The following is a 16,823-nucleotide window of genomic DNA, read 5'->3' on the forward strand; positions in this document are numbered from 1 at the left end:
CCCGAACGCCGCACGGGCTGGAATCTCGCTGCGCGGAATCCGGCCCCGCCGACGTCGAGGCGCGGGGTCCGGGGCGGAGCCCCCGGGAACGCAGAGGGGCTCCGCGCAGCGGGGGCGGCGGCGGGCCCTGCGGGGCTACACGGCCGACTCGGGGGTGATGCGGCTGCGGACCGCCGACTGGACGTCCTCCTCCTCCGCCGGGTCCGTCGCCAGGCGGCGCAGGCGCGGGGCGACGCGGGCGTCGGCCGTTTCGGCGTGGCGGGCCGCGACCTCGCGGGTGGTCTCCTCGCAGTCCCACAGGCATTCGACGGCGAAGCCCGCCGCGAAGGTGGGGTCGGTGCTGGCGAGGGCGCGGGCGGCACGGCCGCGCAGGTGGGAGGAGGCCGTCTCGCGGTAGATGTGGCGCAGCACCGGGGCCGCGCAGCCGATGGAGAGCCGGCCGGCGCCGTCCACCAGGGTGAAGAGGCGGGCGGAGTCGGGGCCCGAGCCCCGGACGGTCGAGCGGAGGGCGCCCAGGACCAGGCCGGCGTCGTCGGCGCCGCCGCGGGCGGCGAGGAGGGCCGCGGCGGCCGCTCCGAGGGCGTCGGGGCGGTGGACCCACGCGCGGGCCCGCTCCAGGGCCGCGGGGCCGCACATCCGCTCGTAGGCGGCCACGGCGGGCTCGTCGCCGGCGGCTTCGATGAGGTCCAGGACGGCCGGGTTCTCCGGCTCCGCGAGGACCAGGTGGTGCAAGGCGGTGGCCCGGGCGGCCTCGCCCTGGGCTCCGGCGGCGGCCGCGAGGATCTCGGGGCGGTCCTCGGGCCCGGCCACGGCGGCGAGACAGCGCGCGGCGGGCACGTGCAGCGGGGTGCCGCGGCGCAGCCCGTCGGCGGCCCAGTCGAAGACGGCCCGGACGCCCCAGCCGGGCCGGGGGCCGCTGGGGGAGAGCTGGCGCTGCCAGCGGTCGAAGGAGCCCTGCTGGCGGGCGGCGCTCAGGCGCTGCCCGTACTGCGGGAGCTCCTCCCACAGGCGCCAGGGCCGGGGCTCGTAGGCGTCGCGGACGGCGGCGGCCAGCCGCGCCTCGCCCTCGGCGTCCGCAGGGAAGCGGGCGAGGACGGGTGCGGCGAGGGAGCGCAGCCCCTCGTCGTCGTCGCGCAGGGCGAGCTCGTCGAGGGCCCAGGCCCAGTTGGCCCCGGAGGCGGCGTAGCGGCGCAGCAGCATGAGCGCGTCGTCGCGGCCGTACGAGGCCAGGTGCCCGAGGACGGACAGGGCGAGCCCGGTGCGGTGGTCCTCCTCGTCGACGAGGTCGTCGACGCCGAAGAGGTGGGCCTCGATCTCGCCGAGGGGGCCGGCGAGGTCCAGGTACAGGCGTGCGTAGTACAGCGACCGGTTCTCGACCTGCCAGTCCTGCCGCGGGTCACGGGTCACGCACTGGTCGAGGGCCGCGAGGGCCTCGGGCCGGGGCGCCGCGAGGGCGTGCAGCGTGCCGTCGCCGCGGCCCCGCTGGAGGAGGCCGAGCAGGGTGCCGCTCGGCGCTATGACTGGTTCGAACATGGGAATGGCCTCAAATCAAGCTGGGGACGCAACCGGGAATCGGGATTCACAGGGCCGCGTAACAGCATGTGAGGACGTCCGCCGTCATGTTCCGCTCGATGTAGACCATTGCCTTCTCACTCTCGTCGGTGCTTCGCGACCGTGCCGGCCGGTGCGGCAGGGGTGGGTGTGGACACCCGTCGTGTCCAGCCCGCTCCTGCCCGTCCGTCATGTCCGCGAATCGAATCCGACGCCATGATGACCCAGGCGGTTTGTGCGCCGCGACCACATTTAAGGGCGCCGTGACCAAGCCGTGAGGTACCGGGCCCGTCCCGGCCCGGGCCGGGCTGGGGGAAAAGCGGACTACTTGGCTCCGAAGAGTTCCAGCAGGTCGGCCTTGTGGAACATGCGGGCCGTGTCCACCGCGGAGGGGGTTCCGGCCTCGGGGTCGGCCCCGCCGGCGAGCAGGGCGCGGATGACGGCTTCCTCGCCCTTGAAGACGGCGCCGGCGAGCGGGGTCTGGCCGCGGTCGTTGGCGCGGTCGGCCTCGGCGCCGCGGGCCAGCAGGGCGGTGACGGCGTCGGCGTGGCCGTGGTAGGCGGCGAGCATGACGAGGGTGTCGCCGCGGTCGTTGGTGAGGTTGGCGGGGACCCCGGCGTCGAGGTAGGCGGCCAGGGTCTCCGTCTCGCCCTGGCGGGCGAGGTCGAAGATCTTGGTGGCCAGTTCGATGACGTCCTCGTCGGGCGTGTCCTGGTGCTCGCTCATCGGTCGTACCGCCTTTCGCTCTTCTCAAGTCGTGCCGGGGCGCCGGCCGGCACCCGCCGCCCGCGGCGTCCGGCAGGAGTCTGCCCAGGCCGGGCGGGCAGGGGGGTGCGCGGCACTGCGTCCGTACGGGTGAATCGCCAGGGTAGCGCCCGTCCCGGGACATGACGGGGCCAGCCCGAGGCAAGGATGTCGGGGGCCGGGACACCCGACACCGCGGGGCGCCGACGCGCCAGCCGGGAGGGTCCGGTCAAGTGAAAAACCCGAAGGTTCACCCGTATGCACCTTTTGTCGCATTGATACTTCCTGTGAGCCTGGAACAACTGATGGTGACCTTCCCGACCGTTCCGCTACCAGGAGAACTCCCATGGTCCTGTCGATCTCCGGCGTCGTACTGCTCGGCATCATCTGCTTCCTCTTCTTCAAGAAGGACGGGATGAAGCTGATGCACGCCGTCGTCTGCGCGCTCTTCGGCTTCTTCCTCGCCGGCTCCGCCATCGCCCCGAGCATCACCGCCAGCACGGCGAGCCTCGCGAGCCTGCTCGGCGGGATCAAGCTCTAGCCCGCCCCGCCCCACCACCCAGGAGACGACCGTGGCCCGGCGCCCACTCCCCCGCATCCTCACCAGTGGCAGCACCTCGCTCGCCCGGGGCCGCGACCTCGCCCGCACGGCGGCCGACAACGCCACGGACGTCCTCCATCCGCTGCTGGTCATCGGGCGGGGACTGCGCGTCCTGGCCTCGGCCGGCCGCCGCAAGTGGGCCGCGACCCCGAAGGACAAGCGGGGTCCGGCGCTGTTCCTGGGCGCCGCCTGCGTCCTCGTGGTCGCGCTCGCCCCGTACGGGCCCGTCACGGCGCTGCTCGCGCTGATGGCGGCGGCGGGCTGGCACGGCCGGGACCGCACCCCCGTGAAGACCGGTCCCAGCGACGCCGAGACCGACCGGCTGCGCTCCCTCTACGAGGCCCTCGTCCCCTACTTCTCCGCCCCCGAGGACCCGAGCCCGCTGTTCGCCCACGGCGGCGGCTTCGACGACGCCTTCAGCGACCACGCCTTCGACGCCGAGGGCCGCATCACCCGGCTCCGGATCCGCTACCCGGCGTACTTCACCGACGGGGAGGCGGCCTCGCGGGCCCGGATCGAGTCCCTGCTGCACGCCAAGTCCGGGCGCGGCCGGGAGTACCACTTCGCCTGGGACGAGGAGGCCAACCGGCTCGACCTGAGCGTCCTGGAGGCCCTGCCCACCGGGATCGCCGCCCAGCCGTTCGTCACCTCACCCGGCGAGAGCGTCCTCGGCTTCACCGACCCCGGAGGGGTCCGGCGCACCCTGCCGGTGCTGGAGGGCGACGAGACCCGCGACCTGCCGCCCGTCATCTGGCGGACCGGCCCCGGCTCCACCGAACCCCACCTGCTGGCCGTGGGCCAGCCCGGCAGCGGCACCACCGGCCTGGTCCGCTCGCTCGCCCTCCAGGCCCTGCGGCAGGGCGGCGACGTGATGGTCGTCGAGGGCGGCGGCAGCAACGAGTACGCCTGCCTGGCCGGACGGGCGGGCGTCCTCGCCGTCGAGTGCGGCCCGACCGGGGCCCTGGCCACCGTCGAATGGGCCGCGCACGAGACCGAGCGGCGCCTGATCGCCGCACACCGGGCCCGCGAGGCCGGCCGGCCCGCACCCGAGGACATCCGGCGCCCGCTGTGGATCCTGCTGGACCGCCCCGGCGTGCTCGCGCACCTCGCGACCGCCGAGGGCCGCCCGGACCCCCTCGCCCAGCTCCAGGTGCCCCTGCGGCACGGCCGCGCCGCGCACGTCACGGTGGTGGTCGCCGAACACTTCGACCACCTGGAGCTGATCGGCGACGCCGTCTGGCAGCACACCCGGGCCCGGGTCGTCCTGGGCCCCGCCCCCGTCCAGCAGCTCACCGACGTCCTCGGGCTGCCCCCGCACACCACCCCGCCCCCGCAGCTCCCGCCCGGCCGCGGCTACGCCCGGCTCGGCACCGGCCCGGTCCACCGGCTCCAGGTGCCCGCCACCCCGGACCCGTACGACGACGCCACGCACCCGGCGCACCGCCACGCCGTCATGGAGCTGCTGCCCGAGCGGCAGCCGGCCGGCCCCGGCGCCGACGGGGCCCCGCCGGCGCCCGCGGGGCTCCCCGAGGTCGCGGCCGAAGCCCCCTGACCCTTCCGTACGGGGGGTCGCGGGGCCGGTGTGCGGCGCAAGCCCCGTGCGCCGTGGGCGCCGTACGGGACTTCCGCGACACCCCTACGCGACGAACGTGCGCGGCGGTTCCGCCGCACCGCCCTCACCGGTACCGACCAGGCGGGCCGCCGCCGCCAGGCGCACGGCGGCCTCATCGGCCACCGGGCCGCCGACCGTGAAGGGCAGCCGGACGTAGCCCTCGAAGGCCCCGTCCACGCCGAACCGGGGGCCCGAGGGGACGCGGACGCCGACCCGCTCCCCCACCTCCGCGAGCCGCGAACCGGACAGCCCGCCGGCCCGGGCCCACAGGGTCAGCCCACCGCCCGGCACCTCGAACTCCCAGTCCGGCAGCTCCCTGCGCACCGCCGCGACCAGCGCGTCCCGGTTCTCCCGGGCCTGGGTGCGGCGCATCCCGACGGCCTCCTCCCAGCCCCCGGTGCGCATCAGCCAGTTCACGGCGAGCTGCTCCAGGACCGGGGTGCCGAGGTCGGCGTAGGCGCGGGCCGCGACCAGGCTGCGGATGACGTCGGGGGCCGCCCGGACCCAGCCGATCCGCATGCCCGCCCAGAAGGCCTTGCTGGCGGAGCCCACGGTGACCACCGTGGAGCCGGCCGGGTCGAAGGAGCAGACGGGCCGCGGCATGGCCGGTTCCGGGTCCAGCCGGAGTTCGGCCATGGTCTCGTCGGCGATCAGGACGGTGCCGGCGGAGCGGGCGGCCTCGACCATGGCCCGGCGCTGCTCCTCCGAGGCCAGGGCGCCGGTGGGGTTGTGGAAGTCGGCGACGACGTAGGCCAGGCGCGGGGCCGAGTCGCGCAGCACCTGCCGCCAGACGTCCATGTCCCAGCCGCTCAGTCCCGCGCCCATGGCGACGGGCACGAGGCGGACCCCGGCGGCGCGCATCAGCTGGAGGATGTTGGCGTAGGAGGGGGACTCGACGGCGATCCGCTCGCCCCGGCCGGCGAAGAGGCTGCAGATGGCGTCTATGGCGCCCATGGCCCCGGTGGTGACCATGATCTGCTCGGGCATGGTCGGGATGCCGCGCTCGGTGTAGCGGTCGGCGAGCATCCGGCGCAGCGCGGGCAGGCCGGCGGGGTAGTCGCCGTGGGTGTGCGCGTAGGGCGGGAGTTCCTCCAGGGCGCCCTGGACGGCCTTGGTGAGCCAGGGCTCGGGCGCGGGGAGGGCGGCGCAGCCCAGGTCGATCATGGAGCCGAGGGACTCGGGCGGCAGCGGCTCCAGGCCCCGGGCCGGGAGCGGGTTCCCGGCCGGTACGGAGGTCCAGCTGCCCGCGCCCCGGCGGGACTCCAGGAAGCCCTCGCCGCGCAGGGCCTCGTAGGCGGCCGCGACGGTGGTGCGGCTGAGGGAGAGGGCGACGGCCAGTTCGCGCTCGGCGGGCAGGCGGGCCGCCACGGGCACGCGGCCCTCCAGGACGAGCAGCCGGATGCCGTCCGCGAGCGTGCGGTACGCGGGCGCCTTGCGGGCGCCGGGGACGGCGGGCCGCTCCTGCTGGGAGGTGATCAGGCGGGCGAGCTGCGCGGTGCCGACCGCTGAGGTCCACTGAGCCATGGCGTCCGGTCCACCTTCATGCGATTGGCCCCGGCGGGCGGCGGCCCGGGCCGGGATTGGATTGGTTCCGCGGCACCCAGGGTGGCACGGAGCGGTCCACTCGGGCCAGGCGGGGGCCGGACCGTCCGCCCGGCCCGGCCGACGGGCGGTCGCGTTCACCGTCCGTCCATCCGGCCGCTCCCGTCCCGGGGGGCACAGCGGGCATACTGCGCCCGTGACTCACGTACGCCTTCGCCACCCCTACCTGGACCACCCGGCCCCGATCCCCTTCGCCCACCGGGGCGGGGCCGCGGACGGGCTGGAGAACACCGCCGCCGCCTTCCGCCGGGCGGCTGGAGCGGGCTACCGGTACTTCGAGACCGATGTGCACGCGACGGCCGACGGCAAGCTGGTGGCCTTCCACGACGCCACCCTGGACCGGGTCACCGACGCGACGGGCCGGATCCGGGAGCTGCCGTGGAGCCGGGTGCGCGAGGCGCGGGTGGCGGGCAGCGAGCCGCTGCCGCTCTTCGAGGAGCTGCTGGAGGAGTTCCCGGACGCCCGGTGGAACGTGGACGTCAAGGACGAGTCGGCCCTGCACCCGCTGGTGAACCTCGTCGCACGGGCCGGGGTCTGGGACCGGGTGTGCGTGGGCTCCTTCTCGGAGAGCCGGGTGGCCCGGGCCCAGAAGATCGCCGGCCCCCGGCTGGCCACCTCGTACGGGGTCCGGGGCGTGGTCGGGCTGCGGCTGCGCTCGTGGGCCATCCCGGCCGCGCTGCGGGTGGGCGCGGTGGCGGCCCAGGTGCCGGAGACCCAGGCGGGCATCCGGGTGGTCGACCGGCGCTTCGTACGGACCGCGCACGCGCGGGGACTCCAGGTGCACGTGTGGACCGTGAACGAACCGGAACGCATGGAGGCTCTTCTCGACCTGGGTGTCGATGGCATCATGACCGACCGGATCGACATCTTGCGCACGGTGCTGGACCGGCGCGGAGCCTGGGCCTGACGGGCCGGAGGGCCGCCGCGCCCGGTCCGGCGGCCGGCGTCCTGCGGGGAGAGGCAAGGGGGCGCTCATGACCGAGCGTACGGACAAGGAAGCGGAACCCGGCGCGGAGGACGGCAGAGCCGCCGCGGACGCGGCCGCCGCGCGCCGGCGCGAACAGCACGGCTGGTACTTCTACGACTTCGCGTGCTCGGTCTACTCGACGAGCGTCCTCACGGTGTTCCTCGGGCCGTACCTGACGGCGGTGGCCAAGGCGGCGGCCGACTCCGACGGCTACGTCCACCCGCTGGGCATACCGGTGCGGGCCGGGTCGTTCTTCGCGTACACGGTGTCGCTGTCGGTGATCCTGGCCGTGGTGATCATGCCGCTGGCCGGCGCGGCGGCGGACCGGACCGGCCGCAAGAAGCCGCTGCTGGCGGCGGCCGCGTACACCGGGGCCGCGGCGACGGCCGGGATGTTCTTCCTGGACGGGGACCGCTACCTGCTCGGCGGGTTCCTGCTGGTCGTCGCGAACGCCTCGCTGGCGGTCTCGATGGTGCTCTACAACGCCTTCCTGCCGCAGATCTCGACCCCGGACGAGCGGGACACCGTCTCCTCGCGGGGCTGGGCCTTCGGCTACACCTCGGGCGCGTTCGTGCTCGTGCTGAACCTGGTGCTCTTCCAGGGCCACGACTCCTTCGGTCTCTCCGAGGGCGTGGCGGTGCGGATCTGCCTGGCCTCGGCCGGCCTGTGGTGGGGGGCCTTCGCGATCGTCCCGCTGCGCCGGCTGCGCGACCGGGCGGTGGTCCGGGAGGCGGGTGCGGCGCCGGCCGTCAGCGGCTGGCGGCAGCTGGTGGCCACGCTGAAGGACATGCGGCGCTATCCGCTGACCCTCTCGTTCCTGCTGGCGTACCTGGTCTACAACGACGGCGTCCAGACCGTGATCTCGCAGGCCTCGGTGTACGGCTCGGAAGAACTGGAGCTGGAGCAGTCCACGCTGATCGTGGCCGTGCTGCTGGTCCAGGTCCTGGCGGTGGTCGGGGCGCTGGCGATGGGGCGGCTGGCGGTCGCCTACGGGGCGAAGCGCACGATCCTGGGCTCGCTGGCCGCGTGGGGCCTGACGCTGGGGGCCGGGTACTTCCTCCCGGCCAGGACCCCGGTGTGGTTCTTCGCACTCGCCGCGATGATCGGGCTGGTGCTGGGCGGGAGCCAGGCGCTGTCGCGCTCGCTGTTCTCGCACCTGGTGCCGGCGGGCAAGGAGGCGGAGTACTTCTCCGCCTACGAGATGAGCGACCGCGGCCTGAGCTGGGTGGGGCCGCTGGTCTTCGGGCTCACCTACCAGGTCACGGGCAGCTACCGGGACGCGATCATCTCGCTGGTGGTCTTCTTCGCACTGGGTTTCGCACTGCTCGCGCGAGTGCCGGTGCGACGCGCGGTGGAGGCGGCGGGCAATCCTGTTCCGGTGCGCGTCTGAGACGGGATCCGGACCGGACTCGTGAACGAGTTCCGAACGAATTTCGACGTTATGGCGATCGGCCGGTAGTGTACGCCTTTGGCCTGCCAGGCGGACCGTTACTGCGCGTTCATGAAGTAGAGACGTTGGGTGACATCTGCTGCCAGATGTGACAAAACGGGCACTGGTGGGTACAACAAGGGGCGGCACGACGGGCGACGCATGACCCGGAGCGGGAATCTATACCGCCGACCGGACGTTGACCGGATGACGACGACAGCGACACCTGTCCTGTGGGCGACAAGCCCGGGAGGCACGATTCATGAGTGAGCGAGCTCTCCGCGGTACGCGGCTCGTGGTTACCAGCTACGAGACGGACCGCGGCATCGATCTGGCCCCGCGCCAGGCGGTGGAGTACGCATGCCAGAACGGACATCGATTTGAGATGCCGTTCTCGGTTGAGGCAGAGATTCCGCCGGAGTGGGAGTGCAAGGCGTGCGGCGCCATGGCACTCCTGGTGGACGGGGACGGGCCCGAAGAGAAGAAGGGCAAGCCTGCGCGAACGCACTGGGACATGCTCATGGAGCGACGCACTCGCGAGGAGCTGGAGGAGGTGCTGGCCGAACGGCTGGCCGTCCTGCGTTCCGGCGCCATGAACATCGCCGTGCATCCGCGGGACAGCCGCAAGTCCGCCTGATCCGCGGGCGCTGAGCACAAGCCGAGGGGCCCCGCCACATCAGTGGCGGGGCCCCTCGGCTTGCCTCGTCCCGCCTGGCTCCGTCTCGCGCTGCGCGTCTCGGCACACCCCGTCTCGGGCCGCCCCGTGCGCGTACGGCGCGGCCCGTGGCCGGCCGGGTGCTCGGCGCCCGGCCTGCGGCGTCCGGGCTACCGCGTCAGCGGCGGGCGGTGGCCGGTGTCCGGGCCGGGCCCTCCCGCCGGGGATCCGTCCTCGCGGATCACCTCGCCCTGGACCACCTTGCCGTCGGGGAAGTGGATCCGGGCCTGCGTATAGGCGTCGCCGAAGCCGCCCGGAGCGCCGGACGCCATCCTCCGCTCCAGCGTCCGCCCGGCCCGCCGGGACACGAAGGCGCGGACCGGGGGCAGCAGCAGGAGCAGGCCGGCCACGTCGGAGAGGAGCCCGGGCAGGATCAGCAGCAGCCCGGCCAGCATGGTCAGGGCGTTGCCGGAGCCCTTCGCGGGCTGCGGGGCCGTCGGCGCCCCGCCGGCCATCGCCTGCTCCTGCGCCTGCTGGAAGGTCCGCGTCAGGTTCCGGAAGGCCCGCCGCCCGGCGCGCTTGATGACCACCACGCCCAGCACCAGCCCGCCCGCGAGCAGCGCGGCCACGGTGAACCCGCCGGCCGCGCCCGCGACCAGGCTGAGCAGCCAGATCTCCAGGATCAGCCAGGCGGCTACCGCCAGCGGGAGGAACGTACGGGCGGGCGAGCGCCGCCGGGGGGCCGTCGTGGTGGTGCCGGTCGTCATACCACCCAGTGTGCCCGGCCCGGGGTAAAAGCGGCCTCAGCCGGAGGTACCGGGCACCCCCTAGGGGTGCCCGGGAGGCCGCCCGCTCCCCCGGCTACCGTCGCGAGCCGCCCCCGGTGAGCTTCCCGGCGCGCTCCCGCAGGCCCCACTGGGTGACCCGCCACAGGGCCTCGATCACGATGTCCTTGCTCATCTTGCTGTCGCCGAGCTCGCGCTCCACGAAGGTGATGGGCACCTCGACCACGCGGAAGCCCTTGCGGACGGCCCGGCGGGCCAGGTCGACCTGGAAGCAGTAGCCGGCCGAGGCGACCTCGTCCAGGCCGAGCCCCTCCAGGGTCTCGCGGCGGAAGGCGCGGTAGCCGCCGGTGACGTCCCGGATCGGGACGTCCAGCATCAGCCGGGAGTAGGTGGAGCCGCCGCGCGAGAGGAACTCGCGGCTCTTGGGCCAGTTGACGACCCGGCCGCCCGGCACCCACCGGGAGCCCAGGACGAGGTCCGCGCCGGCCAGCGCGGTGAGCAGCCGCGGCAGCTCCTCCGGCTGGTGGGAGCCGTCGGCGTCCATCTCCACCAGGACCCCGTAGCCGTGCTCCAGGCCCCAGGCGAAGCCCGCCAGGTAGGCGGCGCCGAGGCCCTCCTTGCCCTTGCGGTGCATGACGTGGACGTGGTCGTCCTCGGCCGCCAGCTCGTCGGCGAGCTTGCCGGTGCCGTCGGGGCTGTTGTCGTCCGCGACCAGGACGTGCGCCCCGGGGACCGCCGCGCGGACCCGGCCCACGATCCGGCCGATGTTCTCCGCCTCGTTGTAGGTCGGAATGATCACCAGCGTGGTGCCGAGCGGCCCGAAGGTCCGCTGTCCGCCGTTGCTCACCGGTTCCCCTTGTGTGTCGTGCGTCGAGTCGGGCCCGTGCGGCCCGTTCTCGTCAGCCCGTCACGGCAGGACGATTTTAGAACAGCGCTCGGGGCCCGGCGGCCCTTCGGGCCGGACCGGGGCCCGCTGGCTGCGGGCCGCCGTGACCGTTGTCTACTGGACCGCCGGGCCCGGGCCGGTGCCACCGCCGCCCCGGTGAAACCTTCCCCCGCCCCCGAGGCGCGGGTGCGCTGGGCGGACGGCTCCGTCCGGTCCGGCGTCCTGCCGGTGGACCCGGGCGAACCTATCCGGGCGGGACCGCCGGTACCGAGCCGATGCCGGGTGGATCACCCCTGTGGCCGTACGAATACCTCCCGGCCGCCCACGACCGTCCGCAGGCACACCGGCAGGTCCCGGCCCGGGCTGAGGTCGGGCAGGCCGGGGGTGCCGGAGCGCGGGTCGGTGGACCAGCGGGCGACCCGGTCGTCGGGGGCCTGGACCACCAGCTCGCCGGTCTGCCAGACCGCGTAGTCGGCGGGCGCTCCGGGCACCAGGATGCCCGCGTCGTCGCGGCCCAGCGCCCGCCAGCCGCCCCGGGTGTGGGCGGCGAAGGCCGCCCGTACGGAGATCCGGTGCTCGGGGGTGCGGTGGAAGGCGGCGGCCCGGACGGTGCCCCAGGGGTCGAGCGGGGTCACCGGCGCGTCGGAGCCGAAGGCCAGCGGGACACCGGCCTTGAGCATGGCCGCGTACGGGTTGAGGGTGCGGGCGCGCTCGGCGCCGAGCCGGTCCGCGTACATGCCGTCCTCGCCGCCCCAGGCGGCGTCGAAGGCCGGCTGCACCGAGGCGGTCAGGCCAAGCTCCGCGAAGGCCGCGATGGTCTGCGGGGTCATCATCTCGGCGTGCTCGACGCGGTGGCGGGCGGCCCGGATCCGGGCCGGTCCCACCTTCTCGGCGGCGGCGCGGACGCCCTCGACCACGGCGGTGACGGCGGCGTCGCCGATGGCGTGGAACCCGGCCTGGAGGCCCGCCTCGGTGCAGGCGGCCACGTGCTCGGCGACCGCGGCGGCGTCCAGGTAGCCGGTGCCGGTGTGCGCGGCGTCGGCGTACGGGGCGTGCAGGCAGGCGGTGTGCGAGCCGAGGGCGCCGTCCACGAAGAGGTCGCCGGCGGCCCCGACCGCGCCGAGCTCGCGGGCCAGGTCGAGGTCGAGGTCGGCCCAGTAGCCGTGGACGCGGGGGCCGGGGCGTTCGGCGGCCAGGGCCAGCAGGCCCGTGAAGTCCTCGGGGGAGGAGATGTCGGGGCCGCCGCACTCGTGCACCGAGCCGATGCCGAGGGAGGCGGCACGGTCGAGGGCGGCCCGCTGGGCTTCGGCGCGCTGGGCGGGGGTGAGGGCGGCGAGCGCGGCGCGTCGGACGGCGTGGTGGTCGTCCTTGGTGAGGGGCTCGCCGTCGCCGTGCGGGTGGACCTGCGGGACCAGGTCGAGGAGGGCCGTGGTGACGACCGCGGAGTGGACGTCGATGCGGCTCAGGTAGAGCGGACGGCCCCCGGCTGCCTCGTCGAGCTCGGAGCGGCGCGGGGCGCGGCGCTCGGGCCAGCGGGCGGCGTCCCAGCCGTGGCCGAGGAGCACCCGGTCGGCGGGGCGGCGCGCGGCGTACGCGCGGACGAGGTCGAGGGCCTCGGCGAGGGAGCGGGCGGTGGTGAGGTCGAGGCCCGTGAGGACGAGGCCGGTGGAGGTGGCGTGGACGTGGGCGTCGGTGAACGCGGGGGTGACGAGCGCCCCATCGAGGTCGACGACCTCGTCCACGCCCTGCGCGAAGGCGTCGGCGGCGCCCTCGGAGCCGACCCAGGCGATGTGGCCGCGCTCGACGACCATCGCCGTGGCGAAGGGGTCGGCGGGGCTGTGCACCTCGCCTCCGCGCAGGAGGACGGTGCGGGTGGGGGTGGCGGTGCCGTCAGTCATGGTCACCAGTCTCGCCCCTGCGGGGGGTGCGGTTCGCCCCGGGTGGGGGTGGTTCCGGGCCCCCGGACGGCTAGACGCGTGGTGGACGGGCCTCGTAGGGGGTGCTGAGGACCACCGTGGTGCGGGTGGAGACGTGGGCCAGGGCCCGGAGGCGGCCCAGCAGGTCCTCCAGCTCCAGCGGGGTGGCCACCCGGACCTTGAGGATGTAGTTCTCGTCGCCCGCGACGCTGTGGCAGGCCTCGATCTCCGGGACGCCCGCCAGCCGGTCCGCGATGTCGTCCGGCGCGCTCGGGTCGAACGGCTTGACCGAGATGAAGGCCGTGAGGGGGAGCCCGACGGCCTCGGGGTCGACCACGGCCGCGTACCCGCGGATGACGCCGCGCTGCTCCAGCCTGCGTACTCGCTGGTGGACCGCCGACGTGGACAGGCCCGTGGCCTTGCCCAGGTCCGTGTAGCTCATCCGCCCGTCCCGCACGAGCAGATCCACGATCTGGCGGTCCAGCTCCTCCATTGCGCTCATAGCCGCTCAACCTAAGGCCCAGGACCGCTCCAGGCACAGCGGTGTCCACGCAGAAGTGGCACCTGCGGCGGGCATGTGACGAAAGCCACAGACATGTACGGGCGTACATCCCGCTCTCGTGGTTACTCGTGCCGCCTGGCGGGAAGTGCTTGGTGTGGCCGTGGCCGAAGAACCTGCCCGCCCGGCCCATCCAAGGGGGAGTACATCCATGCTGAACACCAAGCGCGCCGGTCGCACCGAACCGGAGCCCCTGGAACCGCTCGCCGCCGCGTACGCGGAGGACGACGACTACCTCGAACCCGCCGACGCCGAGGGGTTCGAGATCCACCACGCGGTCTGCCCCGACTGCGGGCAGTCGATCGCCCTCGTCGCGGACGAGGAGCACCTCCCGGAGCACGCCCTGTGCCTGACCCCGTGGAACCCGTTCGGGCTCACGGTGTGCGCGGGTACGGGCCGCCCGGTCGCGGACGCGCTGCCGACGGTGGGCCTGCTCCAGTCGGAGCAGCCGGAGCTGGAGGCCGTCGTGCACCTGACGCTGCCGCAGGGCCTCGACTGGCGGACGCAGCCCTTCTCGCACGTCGGCGGTCCGGGCTCGCGTCCCGTACGCCTGGCCGCGGCCCCGCTGCCGCAGAAGCGCGAGCACGCGCAGGCCGCCTGACCTCGGCTACCAGTAGGTTCCCTGCACCATGGCCGCCAGGGCGGCGTGGTGCAGGATCAGGCCGTCCGGATCCGCGGGGACCTCGACCTCCCCGAAGTACGCCTGCCGGTAGGCGATGCGCAGCATCACGATGCCGTGCCGCAGGGCGGCGTAGAGGGTGTGGAACTCCATGTCCCGCGGGGTGTGGCCGGTGAGCTCGGCGTACCGGCGCTCCAGGTCCTCGCGGCGCAGGAAGTCCGGCAGTCCGGGCTGGCCGAAGCCCACGGTCAGGTCCTGGAAGAAGCGGTGCAGGTAGACGGTCCAGCCGAGGTCGACCTCGCGCGGGGCGCAGGCCGCCATCTCCCAGTCGAGGACCGCGGCCGGCCGGAAGCCGTCGTAGACGACGTTGCCGATGCGGGCGTCGCCCCAGTTGAGGACGGGGGCGCCCTCGTCGGCCGGCCAGAGCTCCTCCAGCCGGTCGAAGGCGCGTTCCAGGAGGGGCGAGCGGGCCAGGCCGTCCACGACCCACGCGTAGTAGGCGCGCTGCCCGTCGACGTGCCGGCGCAGCGGGCTGCCCTCGCCCGCCGGGAGCAGGAACCGGGCCTCCTCGACCGGGAACTGGTCGTGCAGGCGGGCGAGGAGGGAGATGCTGGCCTCCTGGAGCTCGGCGCGCTCCGCGTCGGTCGCGGAGTGCAGCCAGTTCCCCTCGTAGGTGTAGGGCATGACGTCGGGCGGTACGCGGCCCTCGGCGCGGGCCATCACGAAGAAGGGCGAGCCCAGCGGGGCGGGGTCCTCCTCCAGCCAGAGCACGCGCGGGACGGGGAGGTCGGTGTGCTCGGCGACCAGGCCCATCACGCGGTGCTGGCGGGGCATGTCGTAGGCGGGGAAGACGGTGTACGCGGCCGGGTCGGCGGCGAGGCGCAGCGCACAGGACCGGACGGGGGCGTCGGGGTGCTCGACGTCGAAGAGCAGGGTCTCGCTGGACATGCCGTTGGAGCCGGGGACGGAGGTGCCGGTGACCTTCGCGCCGGGCAGCCGGCGGTCGAGCCAGGCCGTGAGGCGGCGGCCGAGTTCCTCGGGCTCTCGGGTGGAGGTGCGGGGGCGTGGTGCCGTCATGGGGAGCTCCTCTCCGGATCGGGGCTGGTCAGGGGGCTACCGAGGTGTAGTCGGCGAAGCCGCTGGGGTCGTGGCGGCCGAAGCTGCCGTGCTCGAAGATCCCGAAGCCGGTCCGGCCGTCCAGGGTGAAGCGGGCCGCGTGGTCGGTGACCCCGAAGGCGGCCATGGGGTGGGCGGCGGGATCGGAGAGGTCGTAGACGCGGCGGTCGGTCCAGCCGCGGCCCTGCCAGCTGCCGTGCTGCCAGTCGGCGGCGGGCGGGTAGCCGGCCCCCACGGCGAGCGGGGAGGAGGCCAGGACCTCCACCCCGAGTTCGAGGGGTTTGCGGGAGGGGTCGGTGAGGTGGACGACGGCCCGCTCGGGGTGCCGGGTGCCGGAGCGGTAGCGGATCTCGGTGTGGGGCCAGCCGAGCTGGACGTCGTGGCGGCCGCTGCCCTCGGGGAAGACCTGGACGGCCTCGTTCAGGGTGCGGTGGCCGTCGGCGTCCTCCTGGGCGACGACCATGAGGAAGCGGTCCTCGAAGCGGACGGGGATCCAGAGCCAGTGGAAGCCCTCGGGCCGGTGTTCCTCGGCGGCCCGGCCGCCGTCCTCGCCCGGTATCGGGCGCACCCCCCAGCTGCGGTCGCGGGTGCCGGTCCACTCCCCCGGGGTCAGGACGAACTCCTCGCCGCGGGCCCGTACGGTGCCGGTGACGCCGCCGGCCTGGACGAACCGCCGGCCCTCCAGCATGAGGCGGTCGCCGCGCCGCTGGACGTGGTGGGGCTCCCAGACGGCGGGGAACTCCGCGGTCCAGGTGACGTCGTAGGAGAGCCCCCGGGGGTCCTCGGGGTCGGGGTCGCAGCGCAGGGTGAGCCGTTGGAGCGGGACGTCGACGGTGATCGACAGGGGGCCGACCGACAGGTTCATGCGGTCGTCGGTGAGGGCGTCGGAGGCACGGACGGCGAGGAGCTCGCCGCCGAGGCGCAGGGTGGCGTAGGCGTCGATGACCCCGGCGTTGGGGTAGACGCCGAGGCCGAGGATGAGGACGGCGCGGCCGGCGTGGTCGAAGACGTGGAAGATGCAGCGGTCGTAGGCGTTGCGGTCGCCCGTGACCAGGTGCTTCATCGACAACGGGGCCTGGTGGACGGGGTACTCGTCGAGGGGCACGGGACGGTCGGCGGGCATGGCGAACCTCCTGGGCGCGGTTCCGGCGCGGTGCCGGGCGAGCGGATATGACGGTACGTCAGATATCGCGCTCGCGACCAGGGTTGTGGCACACCCTGACAGCCCGGCACTCCTGGCCACGGACCGGGTCGGCTCCGCGGCCCCGCGCCGGGGGGCGCGCGGCCGCGGCGGCCGCGCGCGTGGGAGGGCTCGAACGGATGGGCGCGGGCGGTGGGGGGTTACCGGTGCGCCGGGTCCCGCGTTGGCCGTGCATGACCACCCTCGAGACGCCCTCGCCACGGGCGGGGCGCAGGCGGCGCCCCGCTCCGCAGGGCCCCGAAGAATCGGTTCACCGCCCGGTCGGGCAGGCGGTTCGGCAGGCCGCGTACGAACCGGCCCGGCCGGGCCCGGCCGGGTACCGGGGCCATCCCGACCCTCCGATCTACACCGCCCTGCTCGCCCGCTGGGCCGCCGACGGCCGGACCCTGCCGGGCCGGCGCGACCCGGACTGGTCCCGGATCGCCTCCTCCCCGATCTGGCCGTCCGGACCGCTCTTCGGCGGCTGAAGGGCGGGCGCCGGGCCTTGGGCCGCGGTGGCCGATCGCGTCACGGAACGTCCGGGGCGCGGCCAGACCGGGGCGCGGCGAGACCGGGGCCGCCCCCGGCAGACACGGGAGCG

16 protein-coding genes are annotated in these 16,823 nt (G+C 74.8%); 7 read left to right on the forward strand and 9 right to left on the reverse strand.

From position 1 onward, the window contains the following. Window positions 1–135 precede the first annotated feature (135 nt). On the reverse strand, window positions 136–1,533 hold the full coding sequence (locus AB0469_RS24100; RefSeq protein ID WP_366453513.1) for a HEAT repeat domain-containing protein: 1,398 nt from the start codon (window positions 1,531–1,533) through the stop codon (window positions 136–138). A gap of 342 nt (window positions 1,534–1,875) precedes the next feature. Beyond that, window positions 1,876–2,277, reverse strand: coding sequence for an ankyrin repeat domain-containing protein (locus AB0469_RS24105; RefSeq protein ID WP_042815449.1), 402 nt, complete (start codon window positions 2,275–2,277; stop codon window positions 1,876–1,878). Between the two features lie 364 nt (window positions 2,278–2,641). On the opposite strand from AB0469_RS24105, the gene AB0469_RS24110 reads away from it, so the two are divergent. Together AB0469_RS24110 and AB0469_RS24115 are read left to right on the forward strand one after the other, a co-directional pair. Further along, window positions 2,642–2,836 carry a hypothetical protein gene (locus AB0469_RS24110; protein ID WP_366453514.1) on the forward strand — a complete coding sequence of 65 codons (195 nt, stop codon included), beginning with the start codon at window positions 2,642–2,644 and terminating at the stop codon, window positions 2,834–2,836. Between the two features lie 31 nt (window positions 2,837–2,867). Beyond that, window positions 2,868–4,448, forward strand: a complete 1,581-nt coding sequence (locus AB0469_RS24115; protein WP_366453515.1) for a hypothetical protein — start codon at window positions 2,868–2,870, stop codon at window positions 4,446–4,448. Between the two features lie 84 nt (window positions 4,449–4,532). Here AB0469_RS24115 and AB0469_RS24120 read toward each other — a convergent pair whose 3' ends face one another. Continuing rightward, window positions 4,533–6,032, reverse strand: coding sequence for a PLP-dependent aminotransferase family protein (locus tag AB0469_RS24120; RefSeq protein WP_366453516.1), 1,500 nt, complete (start codon window positions 6,030–6,032; stop codon window positions 4,533–4,535). A 214-nt stretch (window positions 6,033–6,246) separates the two neighbouring features. Between AB0469_RS24120 and AB0469_RS24125 the strand changes: the two genes are divergently transcribed. The 3 genes from AB0469_RS24125 (at window position 6,247) to AB0469_RS24135 (ending at window position 9,143) form a co-directional block, all read left to right on the forward strand. Continuing rightward, complete coding sequence (locus AB0469_RS24125) at window positions 6,247–7,017, forward strand: glycerophosphodiester phosphodiesterase family protein (protein ID WP_366453517.1); 771 nt, start codon at window positions 6,247–6,249, stop codon at window positions 7,015–7,017. A 67-nt stretch (window positions 7,018–7,084) separates the two neighbouring features. Then, window positions 7,085–8,467, forward strand: coding sequence for an MFS transporter (locus AB0469_RS24130; RefSeq protein ID WP_366453518.1), 1,383 nt, complete (start codon window positions 7,085–7,087; stop codon window positions 8,465–8,467). Between the two features lie 301 nt (window positions 8,468–8,768). After that, entirely contained in the window at window positions 8,769–9,143 is a 375-nt protein-coding gene (locus AB0469_RS24135; protein ID WP_007262928.1) for an RNA polymerase-binding protein RbpA, read from the forward strand. A 188-nt stretch (window positions 9,144–9,331) separates the two neighbouring features. Here the strand turns inward: AB0469_RS24135 and fxsA are convergent, their stop codons facing one another. The 4 genes from fxsA to AB0469_RS24155 all read right to left on the reverse strand — a co-directional run bounded on the left by fxsA (window position 9,332) and on the right by AB0469_RS24155 (window position 13,241). After that, a complete protein-coding gene (gene fxsA, locus AB0469_RS24140; protein ID WP_366453519.1) occupies window positions 9,332–9,928 on the reverse strand; it encodes an FxsA family membrane protein in 597 nt (198 codons plus the stop codon). Window positions 9,929–10,022: 94 nt separating this feature from the next. Then, window positions 10,023–10,793, reverse strand: a complete 771-nt coding sequence (locus AB0469_RS24145; RefSeq protein WP_366453520.1) for a polyprenol monophosphomannose synthase — start codon at window positions 10,791–10,793, stop codon at window positions 10,023–10,025. A gap of 326 nt (window positions 10,794–11,119) precedes the next feature. Next, window positions 11,120–12,730 carry an amidohydrolase gene (locus AB0469_RS24150; protein ID WP_366453521.1) on the reverse strand — a complete coding sequence of 537 codons (1,611 nt, stop codon included), beginning with the start codon at window positions 12,728–12,730 and terminating at the stop codon, window positions 11,120–11,122. A 70-nt stretch (window positions 12,731–12,800) separates the two neighbouring features. Beyond that, window positions 12,801–13,241 (reverse strand): Lrp/AsnC family transcriptional regulator, encoded by a 441-nt coding sequence (locus AB0469_RS24155; RefSeq protein WP_030011705.1) that lies wholly within the window; start codon window positions 13,239–13,241, stop codon window positions 12,801–12,803. 217 nt (window positions 13,242–13,458) lie between these two features. Here AB0469_RS24155 and AB0469_RS24160 point away from each other — a divergent pair, with 217 nt between their 5' ends. Next, window positions 13,459–13,908 carry a hypothetical protein gene (locus AB0469_RS24160; RefSeq protein WP_366453522.1) on the forward strand — a complete coding sequence of 150 codons (450 nt, stop codon included), beginning with the start codon at window positions 13,459–13,461 and terminating at the stop codon, window positions 13,906–13,908. 6 nt (window positions 13,909–13,914) lie between these two features. Here the strand turns inward: AB0469_RS24160 and AB0469_RS24165 are convergent, their stop codons facing one another. Together AB0469_RS24165 and AB0469_RS24170 are read right to left on the reverse strand one after the other, a co-directional pair. Beyond that, the gene (locus AB0469_RS24165) at window positions 13,915–15,003 is read right to left on the reverse strand and encodes a phosphotransferase family protein (protein WP_366453523.1); all 1,089 of its coding nucleotides are present in this window, start codon (window positions 15,001–15,003) and stop codon (window positions 13,915–13,917) included. A gap of 28 nt (window positions 15,004–15,031) precedes the next feature. Then, window positions 15,032–16,165: a hypothetical protein gene (locus AB0469_RS24170; RefSeq protein WP_366453524.1), complete on the reverse strand. Its 1,134-nt coding sequence runs from the start codon at window positions 16,163–16,165 to the stop codon at window positions 15,032–15,034. A gap of 251 nt (window positions 16,166–16,416) precedes the next feature. Here AB0469_RS24170 and AB0469_RS24175 point away from each other — a divergent pair, with 251 nt between their 5' ends. After that, window positions 16,417–16,710 (forward strand): hypothetical protein, encoded by a 294-nt coding sequence (locus tag AB0469_RS24175; protein ID WP_366453525.1) that lies wholly within the window; start codon window positions 16,417–16,419, stop codon window positions 16,708–16,710. Window positions 16,711–16,823 lie beyond the last annotated feature (113 nt).

The organism is Streptomyces sp. NPDC093801 (assembly GCF_040701585.1).
In the GTDB taxonomy this organism is placed as follows: domain Bacteria; phylum Actinomycetota; class Actinomycetes; order Streptomycetales; family Streptomycetaceae; genus Streptomyces.

Coding starts and splice junctions, on each gene's coding strand:
- AB0469_RS24100 (WP_366453513.1), bottom strand. CDS start 1,533: ATGTTCGAACCAGTCATAGCGCCGAGCGGCACCCTGCTCGGCCTCCTC.
- AB0469_RS24105 (WP_042815449.1), bottom strand. CDS start 2,277: ATGAGCGAGCACCAGGACACGCCCGACGAGGACGTCATCGAACTGGCC.
- AB0469_RS24110 (WP_366453514.1), top strand. CDS start 2,642: ATGGTCCTGTCGATCTCCGGCGTCGTACTGCTCGGCATCATCTGCTTC.
- AB0469_RS24120 (WP_366453516.1), bottom strand. CDS start 6,032: ATGGCTCAGTGGACCTCAGCGGTCGGCACCGCGCAGCTCGCCCGCCTG.
- AB0469_RS24130 (WP_366453518.1), top strand. CDS start 7,085: ATGACCGAGCGTACGGACAAGGAAGCGGAACCCGGCGCGGAGGACGGC.
- AB0469_RS24135 (WP_007262928.1), top strand. CDS start 8,769: ATGAGTGAGCGAGCTCTCCGCGGTACGCGGCTCGTGGTTACCAGCTAC.
- fxsA (WP_366453519.1), bottom strand. CDS start 9,928: ATGACGACCGGCACCACCACGACGGCCCCCCGGCGGCGCTCGCCCGCC.
- AB0469_RS24150 (WP_366453521.1), bottom strand. CDS start 12,730: ATGACTGACGGCACCGCCACCCCCACCCGCACCGTCCTCCTGCGCGGA.
- AB0469_RS24155 (WP_030011705.1), bottom strand. CDS start 13,241: ATGGAGGAGCTGGACCGCCAGATCGTGGATCTGCTCGTGCGGGACGGG.
- AB0469_RS24160 (WP_366453522.1), top strand. CDS start 13,459: ATGCTGAACACCAAGCGCGCCGGTCGCACCGAACCGGAGCCCCTGGAA.
- AB0469_RS24165 (WP_366453523.1), bottom strand. CDS start 15,003: ATGACGGCACCACGCCCCCGCACCTCCACCCGAGAGCCCGAGGAACTC.
- AB0469_RS24170 (WP_366453524.1), bottom strand. CDS start 16,165: ATGCCCGCCGACCGTCCCGTGCCCCTCGACGAGTACCCCGTCCACCAG.
- AB0469_RS24175 (WP_366453525.1), top strand. CDS start 16,417: ATGACCACCCTCGAGACGCCCTCGCCACGGGCGGGGCGCAGGCGGCGC.